Annotated in this window: 24 protein-coding genes; 7 read left to right on the top strand and 17 right to left on the bottom strand. The window is 33.0% G+C overall.

What is annotated here, in order from left to right:
* The first annotated feature begins 105 nt into the window (after positions 1-105).
* Positions 106-282, top strand: coding sequence for an SE1832 family protein (locus M1D64_RS03285; RefSeq protein ID WP_194379135.1), 177 nt, complete (start codon positions 106-108; stop codon positions 280-282).
* 64 nt (positions 283-346) lie between these two features.
* Positions 347-664: a membrane stabilizing protein MspA gene (gene mspA, locus M1D64_RS03280; protein WP_037537921.1), complete on the top strand. Its 318-nt coding sequence runs from the start codon at positions 347-349 to the stop codon at positions 662-664.
* A 344-nt stretch (positions 665-1,008) separates the two neighbouring features.
* Here mspA and M1D64_RS03275 read toward each other — a convergent pair whose 3' ends face one another.
* Positions 1,009-4,182 carry an efflux RND transporter permease subunit gene (locus M1D64_RS03275; RefSeq protein ID WP_041079117.1) on the bottom strand — a complete coding sequence of 1,058 codons (3,174 nt, stop codon included), beginning with the start codon at positions 4,180-4,182 and terminating at the stop codon, positions 1,009-1,011.
* Between the two features lie 237 nt (positions 4,183-4,419).
* Positions 4,420-5,667, bottom strand: coding sequence for a lipid II:glycine glycyltransferase FemX (locus tag M1D64_RS03270; protein WP_002482600.1), 1,248 nt, complete (start codon positions 5,665-5,667; stop codon positions 4,420-4,422).
* Positions 5,668-5,787: 120 nt separating this feature from the next.
* Here M1D64_RS03270 and M1D64_RS03265 point away from each other — a divergent pair, with 120 nt between their 5' ends.
* Complete coding sequence (locus M1D64_RS03265) at positions 5,788-6,039, top strand: hypothetical protein (protein ID WP_011302588.1); 252 nt, start codon at positions 5,788-5,790, stop codon at positions 6,037-6,039.
* Here M1D64_RS03265 and M1D64_RS03260 read toward each other — a convergent pair.
* Positions 6,036-6,797: a VOC family protein gene (locus M1D64_RS03260; RefSeq protein ID WP_480977548.1), complete on the bottom strand. Its 762-nt coding sequence runs from the start codon at positions 6,795-6,797 to the stop codon at positions 6,036-6,038. The genes M1D64_RS03265 and M1D64_RS03260 overlap by 4 nt on opposite strands.
* A gap of 395 nt (positions 6,798-7,192) precedes the next feature.
* On the opposite strand from M1D64_RS03260, the gene M1D64_RS03255 reads away from it, so the two are divergent.
* Positions 7,193-7,624, top strand: a complete 432-nt coding sequence (locus tag M1D64_RS03255) for a MarR family winged helix-turn-helix transcriptional regulator (RefSeq protein ID WP_037537915.1) — start codon at positions 7,193-7,195, stop codon at positions 7,622-7,624.
* Positions 7,625-7,628: 4 nt separating this feature from the next.
* Positions 7,629-8,840: an MFS transporter gene (locus tag M1D64_RS03250; protein ID WP_041079121.1), complete on the top strand. Its 1,212-nt coding sequence runs from the start codon at positions 7,629-7,631 to the stop codon at positions 8,838-8,840.
* A gap of 223 nt (positions 8,841-9,063) precedes the next feature.
* On the opposite strand, the gene M1D64_RS03245 is transcribed toward M1D64_RS03250, so the two are convergent.
* The 7 genes from M1D64_RS03245 to M1D64_RS03215 all read right to left on the bottom strand — a co-directional run bounded on the left by M1D64_RS03245 (position 9,064) and on the right by M1D64_RS03215 (position 13,902).
* Entirely contained in the window at positions 9,064-9,414 is a 351-nt protein-coding gene (locus M1D64_RS03245; RefSeq protein ID WP_002482596.1) for a transcriptional regulator, SarA/Rot family, read from the bottom strand.
* Between the two features lie 402 nt (positions 9,415-9,816).
* The gene (moaA, locus tag M1D64_RS03240; RefSeq protein WP_037537911.1) at positions 9,817-10,839 is read right to left on the bottom strand and encodes a GTP 3',8-cyclase MoaA; all 1,023 of its coding nucleotides are present in this window, start codon (positions 10,837-10,839) and stop codon (positions 9,817-9,819) included.
* Between the two features lie 14 nt (positions 10,840-10,853).
* A complete protein-coding gene (mobA, locus tag M1D64_RS03235; RefSeq protein ID WP_002482594.1) occupies positions 10,854-11,462 on the bottom strand; it encodes a molybdenum cofactor guanylyltransferase MobA in 609 nt (202 codons plus the stop codon).
* A 6-nt stretch (positions 11,463-11,468) separates the two neighbouring features.
* Positions 11,469-11,702, bottom strand: coding sequence for a molybdopterin converting factor subunit 1 (gene moaD / locus M1D64_RS03230; protein ID WP_002482593.1), 234 nt, complete (start codon positions 11,700-11,702; stop codon positions 11,469-11,471).
* A gap of 5 nt (positions 11,703-11,707) precedes the next feature.
* Entirely contained in the window at positions 11,708-12,154 is a 447-nt protein-coding gene (locus M1D64_RS03225) for a molybdenum cofactor biosynthesis protein MoaE (RefSeq protein ID WP_069821522.1), read from the bottom strand.
* The gene (mobB, locus tag M1D64_RS03220) at positions 12,155-12,646 is read right to left on the bottom strand and encodes a molybdopterin-guanine dinucleotide biosynthesis protein B (RefSeq protein ID WP_037537907.1); all 492 of its coding nucleotides are present in this window, start codon (positions 12,644-12,646) and stop codon (positions 12,155-12,157) included.
* Entirely contained in the window at positions 12,643-13,902 is a 1,260-nt protein-coding gene (locus tag M1D64_RS03215; RefSeq protein WP_002482590.1) for a molybdopterin molybdotransferase MoeA, read from the bottom strand. Before M1D64_RS03215 ends, mobB begins: the two co-directional genes overlap by 4 nt.
* 64 nt (positions 13,903-13,966) lie before the next feature.
* On the opposite strand from M1D64_RS03215, the gene moaC reads away from it, so the two are divergent.
* Positions 13,967-14,455, top strand: coding sequence for a cyclic pyranopterin monophosphate synthase MoaC (moaC, locus tag M1D64_RS03210; RefSeq protein WP_037537903.1), 489 nt, complete (start codon positions 13,967-13,969; stop codon positions 14,453-14,455).
* Between the two features lie 137 nt (positions 14,456-14,592).
* Here moaC and M1D64_RS03205 read toward each other — a convergent pair whose 3' ends face one another.
* Both M1D64_RS03205 and M1D64_RS03200 read right to left on the bottom strand, forming a co-directional pair.
* Positions 14,593-15,093, bottom strand: a complete 501-nt coding sequence (locus tag M1D64_RS03205; RefSeq protein WP_069821523.1) for a MogA/MoaB family molybdenum cofactor biosynthesis protein — start codon at positions 15,091-15,093, stop codon at positions 14,593-14,595.
* 14 nt (positions 15,094-15,107) lie between these two features.
* Entirely contained in the window at positions 15,108-16,112 is a 1,005-nt protein-coding gene (locus M1D64_RS03200; RefSeq protein ID WP_069826091.1) for a ThiF family adenylyltransferase, read from the bottom strand.
* Between the two features lie 236 nt (positions 16,113-16,348).
* On the opposite strand from M1D64_RS03200, the gene cudC reads away from it, so the two are divergent.
* Positions 16,349-16,915 carry a choline uptake/conversion transcriptional regulator CudC gene (gene cudC, locus M1D64_RS03195; protein WP_002482586.1) on the top strand — a complete coding sequence of 189 codons (567 nt, stop codon included), beginning with the start codon at positions 16,349-16,351 and terminating at the stop codon, positions 16,913-16,915.
* Between the two features lie 87 nt (positions 16,916-17,002).
* On the opposite strand, the gene M1D64_RS03190 is transcribed toward cudC, so the two are convergent.
* The 5 genes from M1D64_RS03190 to galT all read right to left on the bottom strand — a co-directional run bounded on the left by M1D64_RS03190 (position 17,003) and on the right by galT (position 21,763).
* Complete coding sequence (locus tag M1D64_RS03190; RefSeq protein ID WP_069821525.1) at positions 17,003-17,836, bottom strand: MBL fold metallo-hydrolase; 834 nt, start codon at positions 17,834-17,836, stop codon at positions 17,003-17,005.
* Between the two features lie 165 nt (positions 17,837-18,001).
* Positions 18,002-18,607 carry an ATP-binding cassette domain-containing protein gene (locus M1D64_RS03185; protein WP_002482584.1) on the bottom strand — a complete coding sequence of 202 codons (606 nt, stop codon included), beginning with the start codon at positions 18,605-18,607 and terminating at the stop codon, positions 18,002-18,004.
* Positions 18,608-19,279 carry a molybdate ABC transporter permease subunit gene (modB, locus tag M1D64_RS03180; protein ID WP_002482583.1) on the bottom strand — a complete coding sequence of 224 codons (672 nt, stop codon included), beginning with the start codon at positions 19,277-19,279 and terminating at the stop codon, positions 18,608-18,610.
* A gap of 12 nt (positions 19,280-19,291) precedes the next feature.
* Complete coding sequence (gene modA / locus M1D64_RS03175; protein WP_037537991.1) at positions 19,292-20,074, bottom strand: molybdate ABC transporter substrate-binding protein; 783 nt, start codon at positions 20,072-20,074, stop codon at positions 19,292-19,294.
* Between the two features lie 198 nt (positions 20,075-20,272).
* Positions 20,273-21,763, bottom strand: coding sequence for a UDP-glucose--hexose-1-phosphate uridylyltransferase (gene galT, locus M1D64_RS03170; RefSeq protein ID WP_069821526.1), 1,491 nt, complete (start codon positions 21,761-21,763; stop codon positions 20,273-20,275).
* Positions 21,764-21,766: the final 3 nt, after the last annotated feature.

Raw genomic sequence — 21,766 nt, 5'->3', positions numbered from 1 at the left:
CATAGCTTAACATATAAATTGGTTATTTTAGAAGCTTTCAATTTCATGTTATAATTCAATTCAAACTGGTGTAGGCGTTTTCTACCCGCAAAGGAGTGTGCGATAATGGATTTGAATGAAAAATTAGCTGAACTAAAATATGATTATGTTCGATTACAAGGTGACTTAGAAAAAAGAGAATCTGTTAATCAACAAGTCGACCCTTTATTAAAGCAACTTGAAGAAATAGAAAAAGAAATTGCATCTGTACGTTCAGAAATTAGTCAAAAAGAACATAAATAACATCCTAGTAAATATTTTTTTTACATGCTAAGATTAAAGGCGAACATAGAAAGGATGTAACAATATGCTACTCTATCTTATCTTTTTACCAGTACTCTATCTAATCGTGTGTTACATAAGCATATTTAGAATGGATACGATTATCACGCGTATTTTGCGTATTATAATGGCCTTGCTCTTATTATTTGTTGTTGCAATTACGACATTATCATTCCCTGCAATTAATTGGTGGGTTTTCATCATATTATTATTATTAGTTGGTAATGTTGAAATCACTGCTTTCAAACATAGTAAGAAAGACCCAAAAGCGGTTCAAATCTTAAATATCATCAGTATTATATTATTTATAATCTATGCTATTTTAACATTAGTTTTATATTAATTGGTAATTCTGATACTCAAAAATATTTTAGCTATACGCTGTTTAATTAAAAGAGTCTGGGACATAAATTAGTTGTCTCAGACTCTTTTTCGTTTAGGCAGTAAATGACTGAATTGAAAATGTAAAGTATCACTGATTTAAAGAACTACTCATTTTCATAAATTGAAAAAGTAGTTCTTATGCAAAAATATATGAGGTATGTCACATAAAAATGCTAGTGAGACTTATGCATGAGCTTTAGCTCAGGTAAACATTTCAATCCTAGTCATCCTTGCCTTGATTGGATACGTGGGACTACGAAATCTCTATTTAAAAATTTGATTTCTGTCCCATTCCCTTATTTTTTATTTATTATGTTTTTGTCGATTCACTATTTTACGTTTAAGGGTAAACAATATTTCATATATAACCGGAACAACAATCAATGTTAGCAATGTAGATGAAATTAATCCACCTACAACCGTTGCAGCCATACCTTTTGAAATAATGATTGAACTATCTTCACCAAATAGCATTGGGGCTAGAGCACCGATTGTTGCAAGTGCCGTCATTAAAATTGGTCTGATACGCGTGCCACCCGCTTCTAATAACGCTGCTTTCATTTCAAGCCCTTGTTTTTCCTTATTAATCACTCTATCAATCAATACAATCGCGTTCGTTACTACGATCCCAATCAGCATTAACATACCTATCATACTTGTTACCGATATTGTCTCTCCCGTTATAACTAAAGCCACTACTACACCTATAATGGTATATGGTAATGAAAATAGAATTGTGAAAGGTGCCAGTGCGCCTTTAAATGTCAATACAAGCACTAGATATACAATGATAATAGCGGCTAACATAGCCATCGCTAATTGTGTTATGGCATTGCTAATATCTTCATTTGCACCACCAACGTTAACTTTTACATTGCTTGGTGTATCGATATGATTTACTTTCGACATTATTTTCTGTGATGTACCACCTACGTCATCATTTGTAATTTTAGCTGAAACGGTTGCGATTTCATCTCCAGCCTTCGTTTCAATTTTGTTTGGCGTTGTCGATTCTTCTAACTCAGCAATATCACTTAATTCCACAGACTGACCTGTAGGAGATTGCAACTCTGTGTTTTCTAACTTATCTTTTGACCAATCTGTTTGCTTATCTTCCTTAATTTTAACATCTATGGACTTCCCTTTTTCTTTAACAGTTGTCACACTTTCCTCAGGTGTATTCTGATTCAAGGTCATTGCTAACTGTGAAGCAGATAATCCATAACTTGCTGCCTTATTCTGATCTATTTTAATATTATATTGATCATAGGTTTGTGTTAAATCTGATTTAACATTTGCAGTCCCACTGACATCTTTTATTTCATCTTCAACTTTCTTCACTGAACCTTTAATTGATTCTAATGATGGACCACTAACAGTAATTTCTAAAGCATTATTACTGCCACCAGTACCCATATCTTGATTTGACCACTCACCAGGATGTTTGTATGTTTCAATATGCTGTAACACCTTATCGGGTTCTTCATCAAAATGAGGTGTGTTCGAATCGTACTCAACCATAATCGCCATACTATTAGAGTTACCAGTTGGATCATTAGGTGTTGGACCGCCAACTGAGTATTGAACTGTACGCACTTTATCTTTACTATTCAGATATTTTTGTACTTGCTCTGCATGGTCTAATACCCCTTTTTGCGTTTCTCCAGGTTTAGGCGTATAAGTTAATGCCATATATTTATCTTCACCCGTAGAAATAAAGCTAGTTCCTAGTTTAGCAGCCCCAAGTCCAATACTTGCAATTAATATAATTGTACTGATAATAATGACTATCCATTTGTGATTTAATGACCAGTTCAAAACGGATTTATACTTTCTACCGATAAATCCTAACGATGTTTCCTGTTTATGCTGTATTACACCTTTTTTAAAGAAAGTAGCACTTAATGCAGGAACAATCGTAATAGATACAAGTAATGAAGCTAGTAAACTAAATGCGATTGCCAGTGCAAATGGTCTAAACATTTCTCCTACAGAGCCACTTACAAAAGCTAATGGCAAGAACACGACAATTGTAACAATCGTCGATGACATGATTGGTTTAAATACTTCGCTTGTAGCACTTACAATGAGTTGATCACCTTTAAGTGCTTCTGATTTATCAGATAATCGTCGGTAAATATTTTCAACAACAACGATAGAATCATCAATAACACGACCTATCGCAACAGTTAATGCTCCTAACGTTAAAATATTCAATGAAACATCTGATAATTTCAACGCAACCATTGCAATTAAAATGGACATGGGTATAGATACAATTGAAATGGCAGTCGTTCTGATATTTCTTAAAAATAATAGAATTACGATAATCGCTACAATGGTACCTAGTGCAGCTTTCTCAATCATTGTATACAATGCATCTTCTATTGGTTTTGCTGTATCCATCACTTTTGTAGCAACCATTTTCGGATTGTCTTTTATAAATTGATCAATTTCTTTTTTTGTATCTTTGGCAACTTGAACAGTGTTTGCATCTTGTGCTTTTGTAATTTGAACATTAACTGCATCTTTACCGTTTGTTTTAGATATAGATGCCCGCTCATCGCCTGCAGATACTTGTGCAATTTCTTTTAATTTTACGGATGGTACTTCAGAATCACTTGATTGGCTACTCGATGCTGTAGTTGCAGATTGGGAAGCAGAAGCTTGTTGCTCAGCACCTTGACTTGACGCTCCGTCATCACCTTGAGATTGACTATCTCCTGCTGCTGCAGATAACGGAATGTCTAAATTTTCAAGTGCTTTAACGGATGTAAATTGACCATCAATAACGACAGATTTCTCAGTATCATTAAATTGAAATAGGCCTAGTGGTGTTTCACTTGTAGCACTTTTCAAATACTGTTGAACACGCTCTTTAGTTAACCCACTTGCTTCTAATTTATCTTGGTCAAATTTTATTGATACTTCTCGTGACGTCTGCCCATTAAGTTGCGCATTTTGGACCCCATCAATTGTTTGAAGTTTTGGTAATAACTGATTATTAATTTTTCGTGTTGTATCTTTTAAATCATTATCATTGGTAGTAAATGAATAAGCAACTATTGGAAAAGCATCTATAGAGCTTCTTGTTAACTCCGGCTCTTCAACATTCTCCCCAAATTTTATTTTATCTAACTCTTTTTTGAGGTCGTTCTCTGCTTTATCTAAATTAGTACCTTCATTATATTCAACCGTAACCATTGATGCATTCTGTATAGATTGAGCATTAACATTCTTAACACCTGCCATCGATCTAATTTGATCATCAATCTTATCACTTACATCTTCTTTTACTGTTTCTGGTGTAGCACCTGGCATGGAGGTTTGTACGGTAATCATTGGTGGCTCAACGTCAGGTAATAATTCTAATTTCATTTTGCTACTGGCATAAACACCGCCCAATATAACTAACAAAACCATTAAAAATATTGCAAATTTATTTCCTAATGAAAACTGCAATAATTTTTTTATCATGTGTTTTTCTCCTCTCACATATCCCTTTAACAGTTCTAATTTACCACAAGTATGGTCCTGAAAATATGTAGTTTATTAATTATAGACAATTTGTCCTGTGACATTTAGTTGAACTTTTAAATTTCAACATCACTATACGTATCATTATTCCATGGCAATCATAAAAAATGCGTGCTATAAAGTTGAATCAATGTATTCTAGCTCTATATAGCACGCGTCTATTTATTCTGAAATGCTTTATTTTTTTAATTTTCGAGACAGTTTAATTTTGGCTTTTGTAAGTTTTGGTTTAATATTCTCGATAATTTGATATAAAGGTGCATTTAACACATAGTCGAATTCACCAATTTTTTCACTTAAATATGTGCCCCAAACTTTTTTAAATGTCCATAAACCATAATGGTCTGAATCTTTATCAGGATTATTATCAGTTCCACCAAAGTCGTATGACGTTGCACCATGTTCTCTTGCATATTGCATCATAGCAAATTGCATATGGTGGTTTGGTAAGAAGTTACGATACTCATTTGATGAAGCCCCATATAAGTAGTAAGATTTTTTACCAGCAAACATTAATAAAGCACCTGATAAATAAATGCCTTCTGGATGCGTTGATTCTAAAGTAACCATTTCATCAATGAGTTCTTGAGTTTTGGTTATTTTATTATCAGCATCATTTATTTTATTAAGTGTCTTCTTATCCTGCTTTTTATCTGCAAGTTTTGCTTTTTCAACTTCTAGTTCATGCAATTCTTGTCTTAGATCTTCTAAAACAGGTTTAGGTTCTAACTTCACTAAAAACAACTCAGCATCCCCATCAGGGTGTAATGCATCATATATATTTTCAAAATAACTAATATCTCTAGTTAAAAAACCATCTCTTTCGCCTGTTATTTGCATTAAATTAGCAAATGTTTTCAAACCTTCTCTATTTGAACGTTCAACTGTAGTACCACGTTTTAAAGCTAATCTCACTTTTGAACGATTTCTACGTTCAAAACTTTGAATTAATGCTTCATCCGTTTTTTCTATTGGTGTAATCATAGTCATTCTTGGTTGAATATAATCTTTAGATAAGCCCTCTTTAAACCCTTTATGTTTAAACCCAAGCGCTCTTAAATTAGACAAAGCGTCTGCACCTTTATCTACTTCAACATCTGGATCAATTTTAATAGCATATGCTTTTTCTTCTTTGGCAATTTGCATTGCAGCTTCAAGTAAAGTTTCTAATGCCAACTTGTTACTATAATCTGTTACAAATCCTCTTGAAATATAGCACAGTGTATAAGGTAGTTTAGGTACTTTTTTAAATAGTAGTTGTGCTACCCCTACAATTTCATCGTCTTCTCCAACTGCGATACGTCTTGAGTACCATCCAGTTAATGTTTTAGTTTCTGCCCACTGCGTTAATTGTAATAAGTCACCTTGTGGGTGTGCTTTAACAAATGCATCATGTGCTTGATCTGTAATATTCATTTTTTCCATAAAAACTGATGTCTCCTTTATCAATTCAATACTTTGGTATTATACAATGCTTTTAGCAAACTTTCACATAGAATTCACTCATTTGATATACTATAATAAATTTAGAAATGAGGTGTAACTATGCGTAGTATTATTATTGGATTGTTTTTAATTATTAATTTAGTTTTCGTTATTCAAGCTTTTATTGAACCACTGACAATTTCATATTTAAGTCTAAGAATTATTTTAGCAGCATTAACTTTTGTTATATCTATTTACTTACTGTTATTGCGTACTAATAAGTTTTCCACTTATTTAACTATTTTAACACTTATTATTTCATTGATACACATATTCATTATCGCTCATAGTGCTTATATTTACATTTATTAATCTGCCTCAAATATATAACTTAACCCTCTTATAATTAAAGTATATGGAGAAGTCGTTTTAGTATCTTTAATTGTTATTGATTTATATCCTGAGTTAGGACCATCACTTATTTTAAATATCAAATCATCATGTTTTAATTTAAGTATTGTGACTTTCTCATCTTCACTAACTATGTCCATATCAAACCAATGTTGCCATTTTTTCACAGTATGTGCGCGTTCGGTACTATGCAAATTAATGGATTTAATCATAAATTCTTTTTGGCGAAGTGCTTCTAATTTTTCATTCCTTTTTTGCTCGTTCTCATCCCACTGTATAAAGAACGGTGGCTTCACTCTATAGTCTGGATCTGCAATATATAATAATTTCCAGGATGTTTTATCACCTTTAATGTTTTCTCTGTGCATTTCAATCGGACCGATAACATCTATACCTTTTTCTTCTAAATCTTCCTTAAGTTGATTGATGTCAGCCGTACTTAAAGCTAATGTCTTCATTCCTTGACTATATTGGTCTTGCACAATTTTAGATGGGAATGATACACGCCCTTCATCCGATTTCACTATTTTTTGCAAAACTTCCGGTTTATAAACATCCAACAATTCTACGTAAGCATTTTCTAAATAAGCTAATCTATTAAATGTACCAAAACGCTCATGTTGTCCACCTTGGTTCAAAGTTAATAAATGACCTGGAAATTTAAAGTTCTCTAACTGATGAATATAATGGATAATATGATCTAATTTCAAATATTGCATTAATTTCTCTCCCCTAAGCTTCCTTTAGCTTCATCATAACAAATTGCATACGACTTTACTTCTCATAACACATCCATACAACTTTCTTTCATATTAAACTCACCAAATGTCGGCGCTTATTGTCACTTTTCCTCAACTATTTATACATTGACTCAATTACAAATGTGAGAAATGACAAATTTTCTGAAATTCCCACCAGCTTGCCCTCATTTCAATCACTATTTCTTCATTTATTATCAATGCATGATTTTTTATGTTCGCTTAAGTCTTTTTAACATCAAACAGGTTATAACTTGATTTTAAAAATAAAATACTATTGCTTTATCCTACAAAAAGGTTTACAATATTGTTTGTTGTTAAATAGGTTAGCCTAGCTAACTATTAAGGAGGATCTTATGGACTCACAAAGTATATTCAATCATCTAACAGCTATTTATAGACCCTACACTAAATTTTTCCAACCGGTATTTGAGGAATTTGATGTTTATCCCGCACAATGGTTGGTATTAAAAGATATTGCTCAAAACGCACCAACGACACTCGTTCAAATTTCAAAGCGTCGAGCAATTGAAAAACCAACTACAAGAAAGATTTTAAAAGTACTTTCTGATAAATCATTACTTACGATTGAACTTGGAGAAGATAAAAGAGAAAAATTATTATCTTTTTCTGAAAAAGGACAGCAACTTTATGGTGCAATCAATACACGTATATGTGATGTACAGGATAAAATTATTGAAAATACTGGTTTATCAGATGATGAACTTAACTATGCAATACAAGTCATTCAAAAGATCCATGAACAAATTATCAATATGGAGGAATAGTCAAATGAATCAATCCACTTCTCTGAAATCACCGATTTGGACAAAAAGTTTTAACATTAACTTTTTTACTAATTTTTTAATTAATCTATGTATGTATCTACTGATTGTTATTATTGCTAGTTATACAAAATCAGAGTACCACGCCTCAGATAGTGTTGCTGGACTAGTTACAGGGCTATTTATTATCGGCTCATTAATAGGTAGATTTACGACTGGTAAATATGTTAATAAAATTGGTCCTAAACGTATATTACTCATTGGTTTAGGCTTTTTATTAGTTACACAATTATTTTATTTTATAGAAGGTTCTTTAGCTTTCTTAATGGTAACTAGACTCTTTAATGGTATTGCTACAGGTATTACTACAACTGCTACAGGAACAATTGCAGCTTATGTCACACCAAATGACAGAAAGAGTGAAGGCATTAGCTTATTCTCCTTAAGTTTGGTCATAGGTGCAGCAATCGGACCATTCTTCGGTTTATTACTAATCAATAGCTTCCCTATTAAATTATTATTCACAATCTGCTTACTCTGTGGCATTATCAGCTTTATTATTTCTTTCTTTGTTAAATTACAATTTGAAGTAGAAAGTAACACAGAGTCTAAAAAGCAAACGACTCAATCTAAAAAATTCAATATTAACAATTATATTGCAAAAGAGGCTGTACCCGTTGCAATTATCATGTTGATTTCCGGTTTAACCTATTCATCAATTCTTACATTTCTTCAATTTTTTGCCCAAGAAATTAATCTTGTAACAATATCAAGTTACTTCTTTATATTCTATGCAATTGCTTCACTTATTACACGCCCAGTTGCTGGTCGATTAATGGATCAAAAAAACGAAAATGTAGTAGCTTATCCAGCATTCATATTCTTAATCATTACTTTCCTTACTTTAAGTATTACAAACAATGGTTGGTTACTCATAATTGCTGGTTTATGCTTAGGTGCTGGTTACGGCAATATTTCATCTTGTATGCAAGCCATTGCGATTAAAGTCTCACCGCCGGCTAAATATGGTATTGCGACTTCTACTTACTTTATTGGTCTTGATTTAGGTTTAGGATTTGGACCTTATGTATTAGGGTTCTTTACATCAGCTGTGAGCTACGCACAACTTTATGCAATAATGGCAATCATCGTTTTAATCACAGCGATCATTTACTACTTTGTACACGGCAGAAAAGTTAAAAATTTAAGTTCATTTTAATTAAAAAATTAGAGTCTGAGACACCGCTTGATGTCTCAGACTCTTTTTAGTTCGACAGTAAATAACTATAAAGTATATTCCCCTACGATATTAAGTTAGTAGATTTTCTGGATCAGTTAAGGTAATCCACTCCTAGCCATTCCTTATCGAATATAAACCCACAGAACTTTTATGGATATTTGATTGTAATCCTATCTGATTGTTTTAATTTATGTATATCACACTATTGTGCTATTTGAATTTTTTCAATTTCATTGATAATATCATCTAATAATTTACTCTGTATATCATTATAATAATAAAAAACTTGTCTTTCATCCGTTTCTGAACGCACTTTAGAAATGAGCTCTTTTTTATAAATTTTTCTAATAATAACGTCAATTTTACTCGTATCCCAAAGCATTTCAAAATGCAAGGTATCTCTTAACTCTTTACCGCTCATTTTCTTTGCTTCATACACTTTATACAATATGACAAATTCTTCTATTGATAAGCGATGTACAGATTTTAACCAATGTTTTAATTGACTTAATGCTCTTTCAGAATTTATAAAATATGATACTTTACTTTCCATAAAAAATGGCCTCCTTATTGACTACTCTCGTTGTGTTCTATGGCTTTATTTAATGAATAAGCTTCAAAAGTATTATATAACACTTTCTTCATTTAATCTATTATTTTTATTGAAACAGATAAATATTATCTTCAATTGAATATAATTTATATAATCTCAAATGAACATCTTAAAAAAATTTGTATTACTCAATATCTTTAGACATATATTAACAAATTTTATCTATTTTATATTTTGCGAAATTAAATATCATTAAAGGTTAAGCATCCTATCATTTTGACCTTGAAATTTATTAAAAGGCAATTAAAATTAGGCATCTTTCCATTTTCAATTCAGTCATCTACTGCCTAAATGAAAAAAATCTGAGACATCTATTTTGTCCCAGACTCATTTCATTTTTTATTATCCACCTATATAATTCATGTTTATTTTTTTACGTTTTCTATTTGCAACTGTTTGTTCAGTTCGTTCATCAGAATAGCGGTCATCTCTGATATTCCATAATGCTTTAAATTGTTCGAATAATTCATTATCAGTTGCGCCATTGCGCATAAATGACTTAACATTAAATCCATCTACAGTACTAAATAAACATCCATAAAACTTACCATCTGATGAAAGACGTGCACGTGTACAAGTAGAACAGAATGACTGAGAAACACTTGTTATCAAACCAAATTGTGCTTTATTATCTTTATGCTGATAATTATTTGCAACTTCACCATAATATTTCGGTGCCACTGGCTCAATATCAAAATTCTGCTCTATCATTTCAAGCATTTCGTCTTTTGACACAACTTTACTAAAGTCCCAACCATTATCATTACCAACGTCCATAAATTCAATAAATCGAATTTGTACATCTTTATCTTTAAAGTATTGCACCATAGGTACGATCTGGTCATCATTTACACCTTTTTGTACCACTACATTTACTTTCACTTGAAATCCTATAGCAACTGCATAATCAATTTGTTGTAAAATCGTAGAAGCCTTAATATTTCTATTGTTTATGGCTTGGAACACAGCATCGTCTATTGCATCTAGGCTGACATTGATACGTCTCAAGCCAGCATCGTATAATTTTTGACCGTGTTTTTTTAATAATAAACCATTTGTCGTTAAACCAATATCTTCTACACCTTCTAATTGATTTAACTGGTATATCAATTTATCTAAATCACGTCTTAGTAATGGTTCCCCACCTGTAATTCTTATTTTTTTCACGCCTAATTGCGTGTATACCTGTGCAATACGTACCATTTCATCAAAGGTAAGCAACTCATCTTTAGGTAAGAATACAAAGTCATCACCAAATATTTCTTTCGGCATGCAATAATCACAACGGAAATTGCAACGATCTGTAACTGACAGTCTTAAATCACGAATCGGACGTCCAAGTTTATCAGTTATTTGCTCTACCATAACATTAGGTCCCCTTATCTATTTAATATATCTTGTTGTAAAGAGTCCAAATCTTGTTGATAATTAATATTTTTGTACCAATAATCTGGTGATTCAATTAAATTTACATCTAACCAATCACTTTTCACTTTATTATAAACACTTTTCAAACTATAATCGTTTGAATTTAATGCATCATCAATATATGGCAATGTGTGCGGACTATAAAAAGCAATAGTCGGTATGGGTCTGCCCTTTTCCTTAAACCCAGCGATATCTAATTGGTCTTCTATAAGGTGTTCTACCATGAATTGATATAGTTTACTCACAGCTTTTTGAGAAATCATAGGTGTATCAACCGACACAACAAAGAACAGTTCCTCACTTTCATAATGCTGAATGACTGACTGAATACCTGCCAAAGGACCTTTATCCTTATTTTGATCTTCATCAATAATAATATCAGAATGATCAAATTGAGATGCTAATGTCTCATTTGTACTGATAATAACTTGATTAAACATATTTGTACCCTCTAAAACGTCAATAATACGCTTATAAAATGGTTGCGCATTTATTTGAGCAAAAGCCTTTGGTTCGCCGAATCTTTCTGATTGTCCTCCGGCAAGTATAATTGCTTTCATGTTTTTTTACCCTCCGCTAACTGGTGGAATTAATGCCACTGTATCATCTTGATGTACGATGTCATCACTTTTGACGAATTCTTCATTTACTGCAATTTGAAATTGCTTATCCTTGATTTGAGGATAACGTTCAAATAAATCTTTAGTAAAATCATCTACCGTAATATCATAACTTAAATCAATTGTTTCAGTCTGTTTAGCTAAAATTTCTTTTAATTCTGCAAAGTATAGTATTTTCATAATTACTATTCCCCCTCAACTGCATCATTGTGATTCCCATACTGATGCCCTTGCCATTGAGCGCCATCTTCCCATATTTCCTTTTTCCATATAGGCACAATTGCTTTGATTCGTTCGATGGCATATTCATTTGCGCGATATGCATCCTTTCGATGTGGCGAGGATACACTGATAAGTACAGCAATATCAGATATATTCAGTGGTCCAATTCTATGAACAATTGCTGTTTTTGTTCCAGGCCATTTCTGTGATATTTCGTCTCCAATTTGAGCGAGCTTCTTCTCAGCCATAGGAATATATGCTTCATATTCTAAGTATTCTGTTTTAACACCTTTCGTCCACTCTCTTACATGACCTGTAAAAACAACTACCGCGCCTTGATTTTCATCCAAGACATAATCTCTATATGGCTCAGTTTGTATCGGGTCACACTTCACTTCGAATTGCTTCATTTAATGCATTCCTTCTATTTTAAAATAATGAAATAGCCATTGATTATAAAGCGTCAATGCATCTGTTTCGGCCAAATTCACATAGTATTTTACATTCGTTAAATGGCTTAGACTTTGACGTTCTTTCTCATCTTGATAAACAACTACTTTATCGAATCGTGCAGATTTAAAGCCTTCTACGAGTATCACGTCACAATCTATTGTAACAGATTCGCTGATAATTTCCTCAAGACTTTGATTTTCTTTTCTTGTTACCGACTGTTGATAAGACTTACCTTGTACAATACTTTGATCAGCGCCTGCATTAAAATGTTTCATATGGTCAACTTGATCATTTTGTAATGTGATATCCGCTTCTTGATTAACTAATTGGTTAAATCCGTGATGTTTAACAGTTGCCACTGTTAACAAATGTGATTTTAAAAATTGGATTGTATGTGACATTAACGTCGTTTTTCCAGCGTTTTTATAACCCACAATTTGTAAAATCATATAAAACATGTCTTTTCGTATGTTTGTGATTCCGTCAATATGACGTTAACCGTATGTCCTTGACTATAGCCTCTCGTTCCACCTGGAAGCATAATCATAGCATTACTATGGGCTATCGCAACTACAGCGCCTGATTTATTAAACCCTGATGGTACTACCGTCATTTCTTTTCCATTCAACGTCGCTGTGGCACGTATAAATCTTGTAAATGGGTTCGCCTTTTTAAAATCTTCCATTAATGTCGCTTGTATTACTTGAGGATATATTGCATTAGCACCCATCATATGAAGTACTGCCGGTTTAACATATAACTCAAAACCAGTATAGCAAGCCGATGGATTCCCAGATAATCCAAATAGATAGGTTTCATTTGCAACTGCTACAGTCGTAACACTACCTGGTCGCATCGCTATTTTATTGAATAGTACTTCTGCATTTAATGCTTCATATATTTGTGGCAGATAATCGAAATCACCCACCGATACGCCACCAGTCGTAATGACAATATCATGTTTAGCCATTGCTTCTTTTACGACTTGAATACTACTGTCCAAATCATCTTCTTGAATTTGATATGCAATAGCACTTAACCCTAATTTTTGCGATAAGGCTGTAATCATAGGACCATTTGAATTCCTAATTTTCCCTGATTCTAAAGCATCATTCACATCCAATAACTCACTACCAGTAGCTATAACACCTACACTTGGCTTTTTATTTACTTTTACTTGTGTATAACCGTAAGTTGCTAATACAGCAATGGCACCGGAATTAATTAATTGTCCCTTTTGCAGTACGATATCTCCTATCTCTGTTTCCTCACCCTTTAAAGAAACATTTTCATTTGGCTCAAAGGGTTTTCTCAAAGTAAAACTATGTCCGTTTTCAACAGTTTGTTCTAACATAACCACTGCATCTGTACCTTCTGGTAGAGCAGCCCCTGTCATAATCCGAACCGCCTCGAAAGCGCCTACCGTTTTATCAGAAACAGATCCTGCACCAATATGATCAATCACATTAAAGCTTACACGTTGTTCACCACTAGCACCTACCGTATCCTTACTGCGAATAGCAAAGCCATCATAGGGAGATTTATTAAACCGTGGAATTTCATATGTCGCAATGATATCTTCGGCTAAAATATGATGGATACTCTCATTTAATGGAACTTCTACTTGTTGCGTATAAATCGATTGATTGACTACACGTTCAATTGCTTCACTTACAGGAATTGGCGTTCTTTTTTCTACTGGCATTTTAAATCTACTCCTTACATAAATTAATTTCGTGATATACTAAGAAACGATTAGGAGGGATATTTTGTCTGAATTTACGCATATAAATCACCAAGGCAATGCTAAAATGGTAGATGTTTCAGAAAAAAACATTTCTAAACGTACTGCAATTGCACATTCAAGTATCACAGTTAACTCGGAAATTTATAAACAAATTGTCGAACATACAAATCAAAAAGGGAATGTTTTAAATACTGCTCAAATTGCGGGGATTATGGCCGCTAAAAATACTGCAGATATTATTCCTATGTGTCACCCATTACCACTAACTGGCATAGATGTAACATTTGATTGGCAAGAAAATGAACAATCATACACACTTAATATACAGACGATTGTCTCTACTACAGGTAAAACTGGCGTTGAAATGGAAGCACTAACAGCTGCTACTGCTGTTGCCCTTACCGTATATGACATGACAAAAGCATTAGATAAAAGTATGGTAATCGGTGAAACCTATCTGTTATCCAAATCAGGTGGGAAATCAGGCGACTATCAGCGCCAAGATAATTAAAGATAATGACTCCTTGAATTACCCAAAGTAAACTGAAGTCATGACCATCATTTTTTAGTAGAAACTATATAAACTGAGCGCGAAGTGTCGCAATTCTATTAAATAAATCAGAATTCAAGCTACACTTGGCGCTTTTGTTATTTAGTGATTTCATTCACTAGGTGATTTAATTCTGGTTTTATCAACTTGTTCAACGCTAATTTAACAGCGCCTGTTGAACCAGGAATGCTAAAAATCAACTTATCTCCAACTGCGCCTGCAATCGCTCTTGATAAAAGTGCGCGTGTTCCAGCATCTTCGGTATAACTCAAATATCTAAATAATTCACCAAAACCCTCAATTTCTTTTGTGATTAGTGCTGATACAGCTTCTATTGTAACGTCCCTCTGAGCAATCCCTGTACCACCAGTTGTAATAATGACATCTATATCTTCCTTTAACCATTCTTGTAGTTGTTTTTGAATTAAGTCTTGTTCATCTTTAACAATTCGATAATGCTCAGTAGCAATACTTACATTCAATTCAGAAAGTAGTGATTGAGCCAATTGGCCCCCCCTATCCGTTTCATAATCTCTTGTATCAGAAACGGTTAAAATAGCACATTTTATATCTTTGTCTAATTGCACATTTGTATGCACGATGCCCACCTCATTTATCCAAATAATTGATTTATTAATTTAATTGCTTCTTGTGGTTGCTTCATGCCATGTATCAGCATACGTCCACCTTTAAAACTGACGATACGATAACCTTTATATTGAAATTGAATGATATAAGGGTTACGTTTAAATGCGATTTTGTGTTGATTTAAAAATACACCTAGCATTTCCTGGGAAATATTAGGGTTTTCATATTGCACCGTATCTCTTCCACACAAACTAACATACTGACGTTTGGTTTCATTTAAATGGGGATATGTTGGATTTTGACCACAAGTTGGACAATTTGTTCTATATAATTTACTAAATCCAAAGCTAAAATGTGTACCTTCCCATAAATCACCATAAGTCAATTTAGTATCAGGCGTATGTTCTATCAATAGTTTCAATGCATCGCGTACTTGTAAACTTGTCGTCATCGTTACAGCGGGTTGTATAACACCTACCGTATCACACGTCATATTGATGGTTGGCAATTGTGGTACCATGCAATTAAAGCACGGTGTTGTGCCAGGTATAAATGCAGCTTCTATATAAGTACTTTGCACTACACCACCATAAATCCATGGTATATTCTGTTGATACGCATAGTCATTAATTAATTGCCGCGTTTCAAAATTATCTGTAGCATCTAAAATCAAAGAAATATTTGTAGCATGCGCTTCTAAAAATTGACGATCAACATGTGCGATATGACTGTGTATGACGACATCTTTACGAATTGCTAATAATTTTGTTTCTGCAGCAATGACCTTAGGCAATGCTGCATCTGCATCCGCTTCTGAAAATAATGTTTGCCTTTGAAGATTACTGTATTCAATATAATCTCTATCCACAATCGTAAGTTCACCTATGCCAGAGCGCACTAAACCCTCTGCAAGATGTGTACCTAAAGCACCCATACCAACAATAAGTACATGCTGTCTCTTAATTTTATCCTGTCCGTTTGATCCAATATGTTTAAATAACATTTGTCTTGAATATCGATCCTGTGTCACACGAATAACCCTCTCTTCACATCATTATTTCTATTATAAATCTTGGTCTCCAATGTAACAACGGTTTAAAATTAATATTGTTATAAAGTAGTGTTTCCCCTTATCTTTATTCAGCTCTAATGCGTGTTTTTATTTTATCTTTCATTAATATAGACAAGTATTTTCAACATTCTGAACATATCCTATTATCTTAACTTCATGGTACAATGAATCAAATATTATTTTGAGGTGAATTCATGGCGCGATCAAAAAACTTTGAACAACTATTAGAAGAAGCGAAAGATATCGTAATTAACTCTATTGGAGAAACAATGGATCTTTACGGTGTCAATCGGAGTGTAGGTAATCTTTATGGCACGATGGTTTTCGAACAAAAAAGCATGACATTAGATGAAATGCGTTATGAGTTACAAATGAGTAAACCAAGTATGAGTGCCGGTGTTAAACGACTACAAGAATTTGATGGTGTAAAGCAACAATTTATTAGAGGTAGCAGAAAACAACACTTTACAGCAGAAAAAGATTTCTTTACGTTTTTCGGTAATTTTTTCTCGCAAAAATGGAATCGTGAAATCAAATTAAATTTAGAAGCCATTCAACGAGCAGAAAAATTACTCTTCCCTATTATTGATTCTGAAGATGCAGAACCAGAATGGATTGAAGATGCCAATAAAATGTTAGAACAAATTGAACATTCCAAAGTCTATTATGCTTGGCTATCTACACTTTCCGAAGCACTACATTCCGGAGAAATTTTTGATTATTTTCCTATTCCAAATCAAACTAGCGCTTCACAAAGCTGATCAATATTTAACTAAAAAAGTACCCTTCTCCATTTCACTTTGTTGTGTAGGCTTTGAAGGGTACTTTATTAATGGTTGTTGCCATATTTATTCTATTGTAATTTGTAAACCATCGTAAGCAATGGTAGTCAACAATCCTTCCTCTTTTAATTGCTGTTCTAATTGTTCAATGTGTGTTTCATTTAAGTTTTCCGTTGCTTCTATGTGTGTAAAGTAAGTGTGTGTTGCATTGATTTCACGCGCGATAGTCACACTTTCTTGAAAAGTAATTTCACCTAACGCTGCTAGCATACCATTTTCGTGAATTCGTTCTTTGGTAACTGGATTAACTTCATTACTACCAAATGGTAAAATCGCAACATCAACGTTCTTCAATTTTTCTATTGGGTGATAACCTTTAATTTCATCCGGGATAATTAAAATGCGTAATGTGGATGTCGTAATATAAAATCCAAATGCAATGTCTTCTGCTAGCTGAATCCACTCTATAGTCGTTTCACCTATCTTTATTTGACCATTGTTAGGAATAATCTCTTTTTCAATTACACCTAAATCACCTAGATAGTTTAAATGATCCCAATGACCAAAATATTTTTTAAAATCATTTACATGTTGCTCTGTAAGGATTATTTTCGATTTTTTGGATTGTGGTACTTTATTTATAAAATCAAAATTTAATGTTTCCCAAATTCTTATACCCATCGTATGATCAGGATGCCAATGCGAATATATGCCATATTTTATATCATAAATTTCTGAACGGCGTAATTGATAAAATATATCCTCAGAAGTATCAATTAATAATTGGAGGTCATGTATATAAATAGCTGGTCCAGTTCTATGTATTGCTTGTAAATGTTGCGAATGGGACTTATAAAGTGACGGAAACCCACCTGCTGTTCCTAAAAATTCTATCTTCATATATACACCCCTTCTAAAATAAAATGATGCTTATTATCATTTGAATTTATCAAAAAATACATTCATATTATAGATGTTTGTCTTATACTTTTAAAAAAACCTGTATAGCTATTATCTATGTCATACAGGTTTTTAAGTATTGAAGTTTATATTTGGAAAATGATTTTAGCCAATAGTGATGATTTCATGCGCTAGTGAGGTGGCCTCATAATTTGAATGTGTAACAAAGATAATAGAAATTTGCCACTTTTCAAATATACGTTGCACAAGTTGGATACTTTCATGCTTAGTCGAATCGTCTAGACTTGAAAATGGTTCATCTAACAGAATCAAGTCTGGCTTTGTACTCAGTGTTCTAGCTAAAGCCACGCGTTGTGCTTCTCCACCTGATAAACGCATAGGATATTGATCTTTTAGGTGATCAATATTTAGTTGTTTCATCAATTTATCGATATGATCAGAAGGTTGTGCCATGAAAGTAATATTTTGATAGACATTCATGTTAGGAAAAAGTTGGTAATCTTGGAAAAGATAGCCAATATTTCTTTTTTGAATTTTCACATCAATCGCATGTGCTGAATCTGAAATAATACGTTTATTCACTTGTATAAATGCGTTGTCAGGTTGCCTTAAACCCGCTATCATATTTAATATTGTCGTCTTGCCAATACCGGAGGGCCCTTTAATTGCATATATCTTTGGTTTATCATCATTAATTTGTATGCTTAATGGTGTTGCTTTAAGCTGATGTGTCAGATGTATATGTAACAATTAATCTACCTCCCGATAACGATCTTTATTTAATAAATTAATTGTACCTATAACAGTTATCGCAAATGCTACCAATACAATCACCCATAACCATGCTTGATTTTCCTTACCTTGTTCAACCAAGAAATAAATCTCTAATGGTAATGTATTTGTCTTGTTTGGAATATAGCCAGCCACCATAAGCGTAGCGCCAAATTCACCAATTGCTCTTGCAAAGCTCATCATTACACCAGATAATATTGCACGTTTAGATAGCGGTAGAATTAATTTAAAAAATATTTTACTTTCACTGGCTCCCATTGTCCTAGCTGTATTTAGCATCTTATGATCTATACTGCGGAAACCTTGTACAGTATGTTGGTACATCAATGGAAAACTGACGATCACAGAGGCAATGACTGCACCAGTCAATGTAAACACTACGGGTAAGTGTAATACATTAGCAAAAAATGCCCCAATATAACTTCTTGGTGAAAACACTATGAGCAAGATGAACCCCATCACAGTCGGTGGTAAAACAATAGGTAAGACTATGATACTTTCTAAGATTCTAGCAATGATACCATGGCGTCTATATAACCATTTTGAAATGACTACGCCAATTAAAGTTACTATGATAGTACTTATAACGGCTACTTTAAGTGATATCCAAAATGGTGTAATATCTGGCATTGCTAAATCCTCCTATGCATCAAATTGATATTTTTTCAAAATATCTTTGGCCTTATCTGTTTTTAAGAAATCTATCCATTCTTTCGCTAACTTTTTATCTGTTGTAGTAGCTGCTTTATAAGTAATTGGTTTTTTCAAATCGGCTGTATTGATTTCTTTCACTTTACTACTACCATTTTGTTGTGATTGATATAAATCTGTTTTATACACATAACCTAATTGTGCATTACCTTTTTCAACATAGTTTAATACTTGACGCACATCTTTGGCATAAACTAAATTTGGTTTCACTTTATCGAATAAATGATTATCTTTTAAATATTGCTCAGCATATTTACCTGCAGGTACTGATTTTGCTTCACCAATGGCTAACTTATCATCGCCTTGTATATCAGTTACCGAATGATAGTTGCTATCTTTTTCACCAATTAATACTAGTTGGTTTTTAGCATACTCATATGTATTTTGTGCTTTGTCTTTATCAACTAGTCCGTCCACATCTTTTGTATTTGCAGACATAAATACATCTACTGGTGCACCTTTTTCTATTTGTTGTCTTAAAGCACCTGAACCACCATAATTAAAAGAAACGTCTACATCTTTATGATCTTTTTTAAAAGCTTTTTCTAAATCCTTAGTGACATCCGTTAGACTTGCTGCTGCAGAAACATGTAATTCTTGTTTTGCTTTTTCATCGCTTTTCGTTTTACTATTATCCTTATTATCACCATTTGAACATCCTGCTAACACAAGACATAAAACAATAAATGAAATAATTAAATATTTAAATTTAATTTTCAAAATAATCACTCCTATTTTCTTTTATTATATGCTTGTAATCAAGAAAATAAAAGAGCGGAGTGAAGAAATCAATGAGTCCAGTTTGATTTCTTCACTCCGCCTTGAGACAAAAATATTTTCAGTTTATAACATGTCATAAAATATAGCGCGTTTTTAAACATAGCCTAATCAATTCGACATGCGCTGCTTTTATTATAAATGTTTGATAAAGCGTTTAAATGCTTGGCGTCCAGTATCGGTATTTTTAAAAACACCTGCATCTTCTAACACACGTTTAAATTTATAACCGACTTCTTTATCAACGATGTCGTCAACATTTTGTTTATTGATATCATAAGTGCGCTTCATATTTTCAGCCCATTGTTGGTGCATACCTAAATCTAATTGGTTATCACCCACAAGATACGTTTTTACTTGTTGTAATTCCTCTTTTAAGCGCCCTGGTAATATCGCCGTACCCATCACTTCTATTAAACCGATGTTCTCTTTTTTAATATGTTGTACATCCTCATGTGGATGGAATATGCCATCTGGAAATGCTTCGGAAGTTTGATTATCTCTTAAAACGATATCTAATTCATATTGTGATTGTCTATAACGTGCAATCGGTGTTACAGTATGATGTCTTTCACCATCATTACTAAATGCCCTTACATCTATCGTTTCATCTGAGTATTGATTCCACGTATTCATCACATATGTTGCTGCATTAATTAATTCATCGCGATTTTCGCTTTTTAATCGAATCACACTCATTGGCCAATTCAATGTACTCGCTGTTACCGATGAAAATTCATTCATTGTAAACCGCTCTATTTCTGCCGCATTATCCATAGGAAATACATGTTTGCCAGCCTGATAATGATTATGTGATAAAATCGATCCACCAACTAATGGAATGTCTGCATTAGATCCAATAAAATAATGTGGAAATTGTTCAATAAACGCTAACAAATTAACAAATGTTTGTTTATTAATTTCCATAGGCACATGATGTTCAGATAACACAATGCTATGCTCTGGAAAATAAGCATATGGTGAATATTGGAATCCCCACGACTTTCCGTCTAATTTCAATCGTATAATACGATGATTCGTACGAGCTGCTTGTGTAACCGAACCTTGGTAGCCTTCATTTTCAATACATAGTGCACATTTAGGATAATGTTTAGCTGGTTCAGCTTTAGCTTTCGCAATTTGCTTTGCATCTTTTTCAGGTTTAGATAAATTGATTGTAATTTCAATATCATCGTATTCTGTTTCTACTTCATAATTAATATTATTAGCAATAGCATCTTCTTTTACATAATGATTCCGTTTAGTTATTTCATAAAAATAATTAGTAGCTGTTTCCGGTGATTTTTTATAGGCTTCTACAAAATTTCGATTAATAACTGAAGGTCGAGGTGTTATTAAATCTAATATTTGTGCTTCAACGATTTCTTTTTTATATAATGCATCTTCTAGGCAGTTTTCATTAACTGCTTGTTCAATCCAATACTGAGCAATCGCATTTGCAGTGGCATCTTGGTTTAGTGGTGATTCATTATCAACATCAATACCTATTGCATTTAAAATTCGGAGCAGTTGATTTTGAATATAAATGTTATCTTCTTGTTCATAATCACCAAATGCAATTGCCTGTGTGACAAATTGCTGTACTAATTGTTGATTTAATAACATGCC

The organism is Staphylococcus sp. Z5-21 (assembly GCF_056529615.1).
The sequence above is the reverse complement of the archived record's forward strand: the minus strand, read 5'-3'. Positions and strand labels throughout refer to the sequence as shown.

Coding starts and splice junctions, on each gene's coding strand:
- moaD (WP_002482593.1), bottom strand. CDS start 11,702: ATGAAAATACTATACTTTGCAGAATTAAAAGAAATTTTAGCTAAACAG.
- M1D64_RS03225 (WP_069821522.1), bottom strand. CDS start 12,154: ATGAAGCAATTCGAAGTGAAGTGTGACCCGATACAAACTGAGCCATAT.
- M1D64_RS03215 (WP_002482590.1), bottom strand. CDS start 13,902: ATGCCAGTAGAAAAAAGAACGCCAATTCCTGTAAGTGAAGCAATTGAA.
- moaA (WP_037537911.1), bottom strand. CDS start 10,839: ATGGTAGAGCAAATAACTGATAAACTTGGACGTCCGATTCGTGATTTA.
- cudC (WP_002482586.1), top strand. CDS start 16,349: ATGGCGCGATCAAAAAACTTTGAACAACTATTAGAAGAAGCGAAAGAT.
- modB (WP_002482583.1), bottom strand. CDS start 19,279: ATGCCAGATATTACACCATTTTGGATATCACTTAAAGTAGCCGTTATA.
- M1D64_RS03245 (WP_002482596.1), bottom strand. CDS start 9,414: ATGGAAAGTAAAGTATCATATTTTATAAATTCTGAAAGAGCATTAAGT.
- mobA (WP_002482594.1), bottom strand. CDS start 11,462: ATGAAAGCAATTATACTTGCCGGAGGACAATCAGAAAGATTCGGCGAA.
- M1D64_RS03255 (WP_037537915.1), top strand. CDS start 7,193: ATGGACTCACAAAGTATATTCAATCATCTAACAGCTATTTATAGACCC.
- M1D64_RS03260 (WP_480977548.1), bottom strand. CDS start 6,797: ATGCAATATTTGAAATTAGATCATATTATCCATTATATTCATCAGTTA.
- mspA (WP_037537921.1), top strand. CDS start 347: ATGCTACTCTATCTTATCTTTTTACCAGTACTCTATCTAATCGTGTGT.
- M1D64_RS03190 (WP_069821525.1), bottom strand. CDS start 17,836: ATGAAGATAGAATTTTTAGGAACAGCAGGTGGGTTTCCGTCACTTTAT.
- M1D64_RS03270 (WP_002482600.1), bottom strand. CDS start 5,667: ATGGAAAAAATGAATATTACAGATCAAGCACATGATGCATTTGTTAAA.
- M1D64_RS03265 (WP_011302588.1), top strand. CDS start 5,788: ATGCGTAGTATTATTATTGGATTGTTTTTAATTATTAATTTAGTTTTC.
- mobB (WP_037537907.1), bottom strand. CDS start 12,646: ATGATTTTACAAATTGTGGGTTATAAAAACGCTGGAAAAACGACGTTA.
- M1D64_RS03250 (WP_041079121.1), top strand. CDS start 7,629: ATGAATCAATCCACTTCTCTGAAATCACCGATTTGGACAAAAAGTTTT.
- M1D64_RS03275 (WP_041079117.1), bottom strand. CDS start 4,182: ATGATAAAAAAATTATTGCAGTTTTCATTAGGAAATAAATTTGCAATA.
- M1D64_RS03285 (WP_194379135.1), top strand. CDS start 106: ATGGATTTGAATGAAAAATTAGCTGAACTAAAATATGATTATGTTCGA.
- galT (WP_069821526.1), bottom strand. CDS start 21,763: ATGTTATTAAATCAACAATTAGTACAGCAATTTGTCACACAGGCAATT.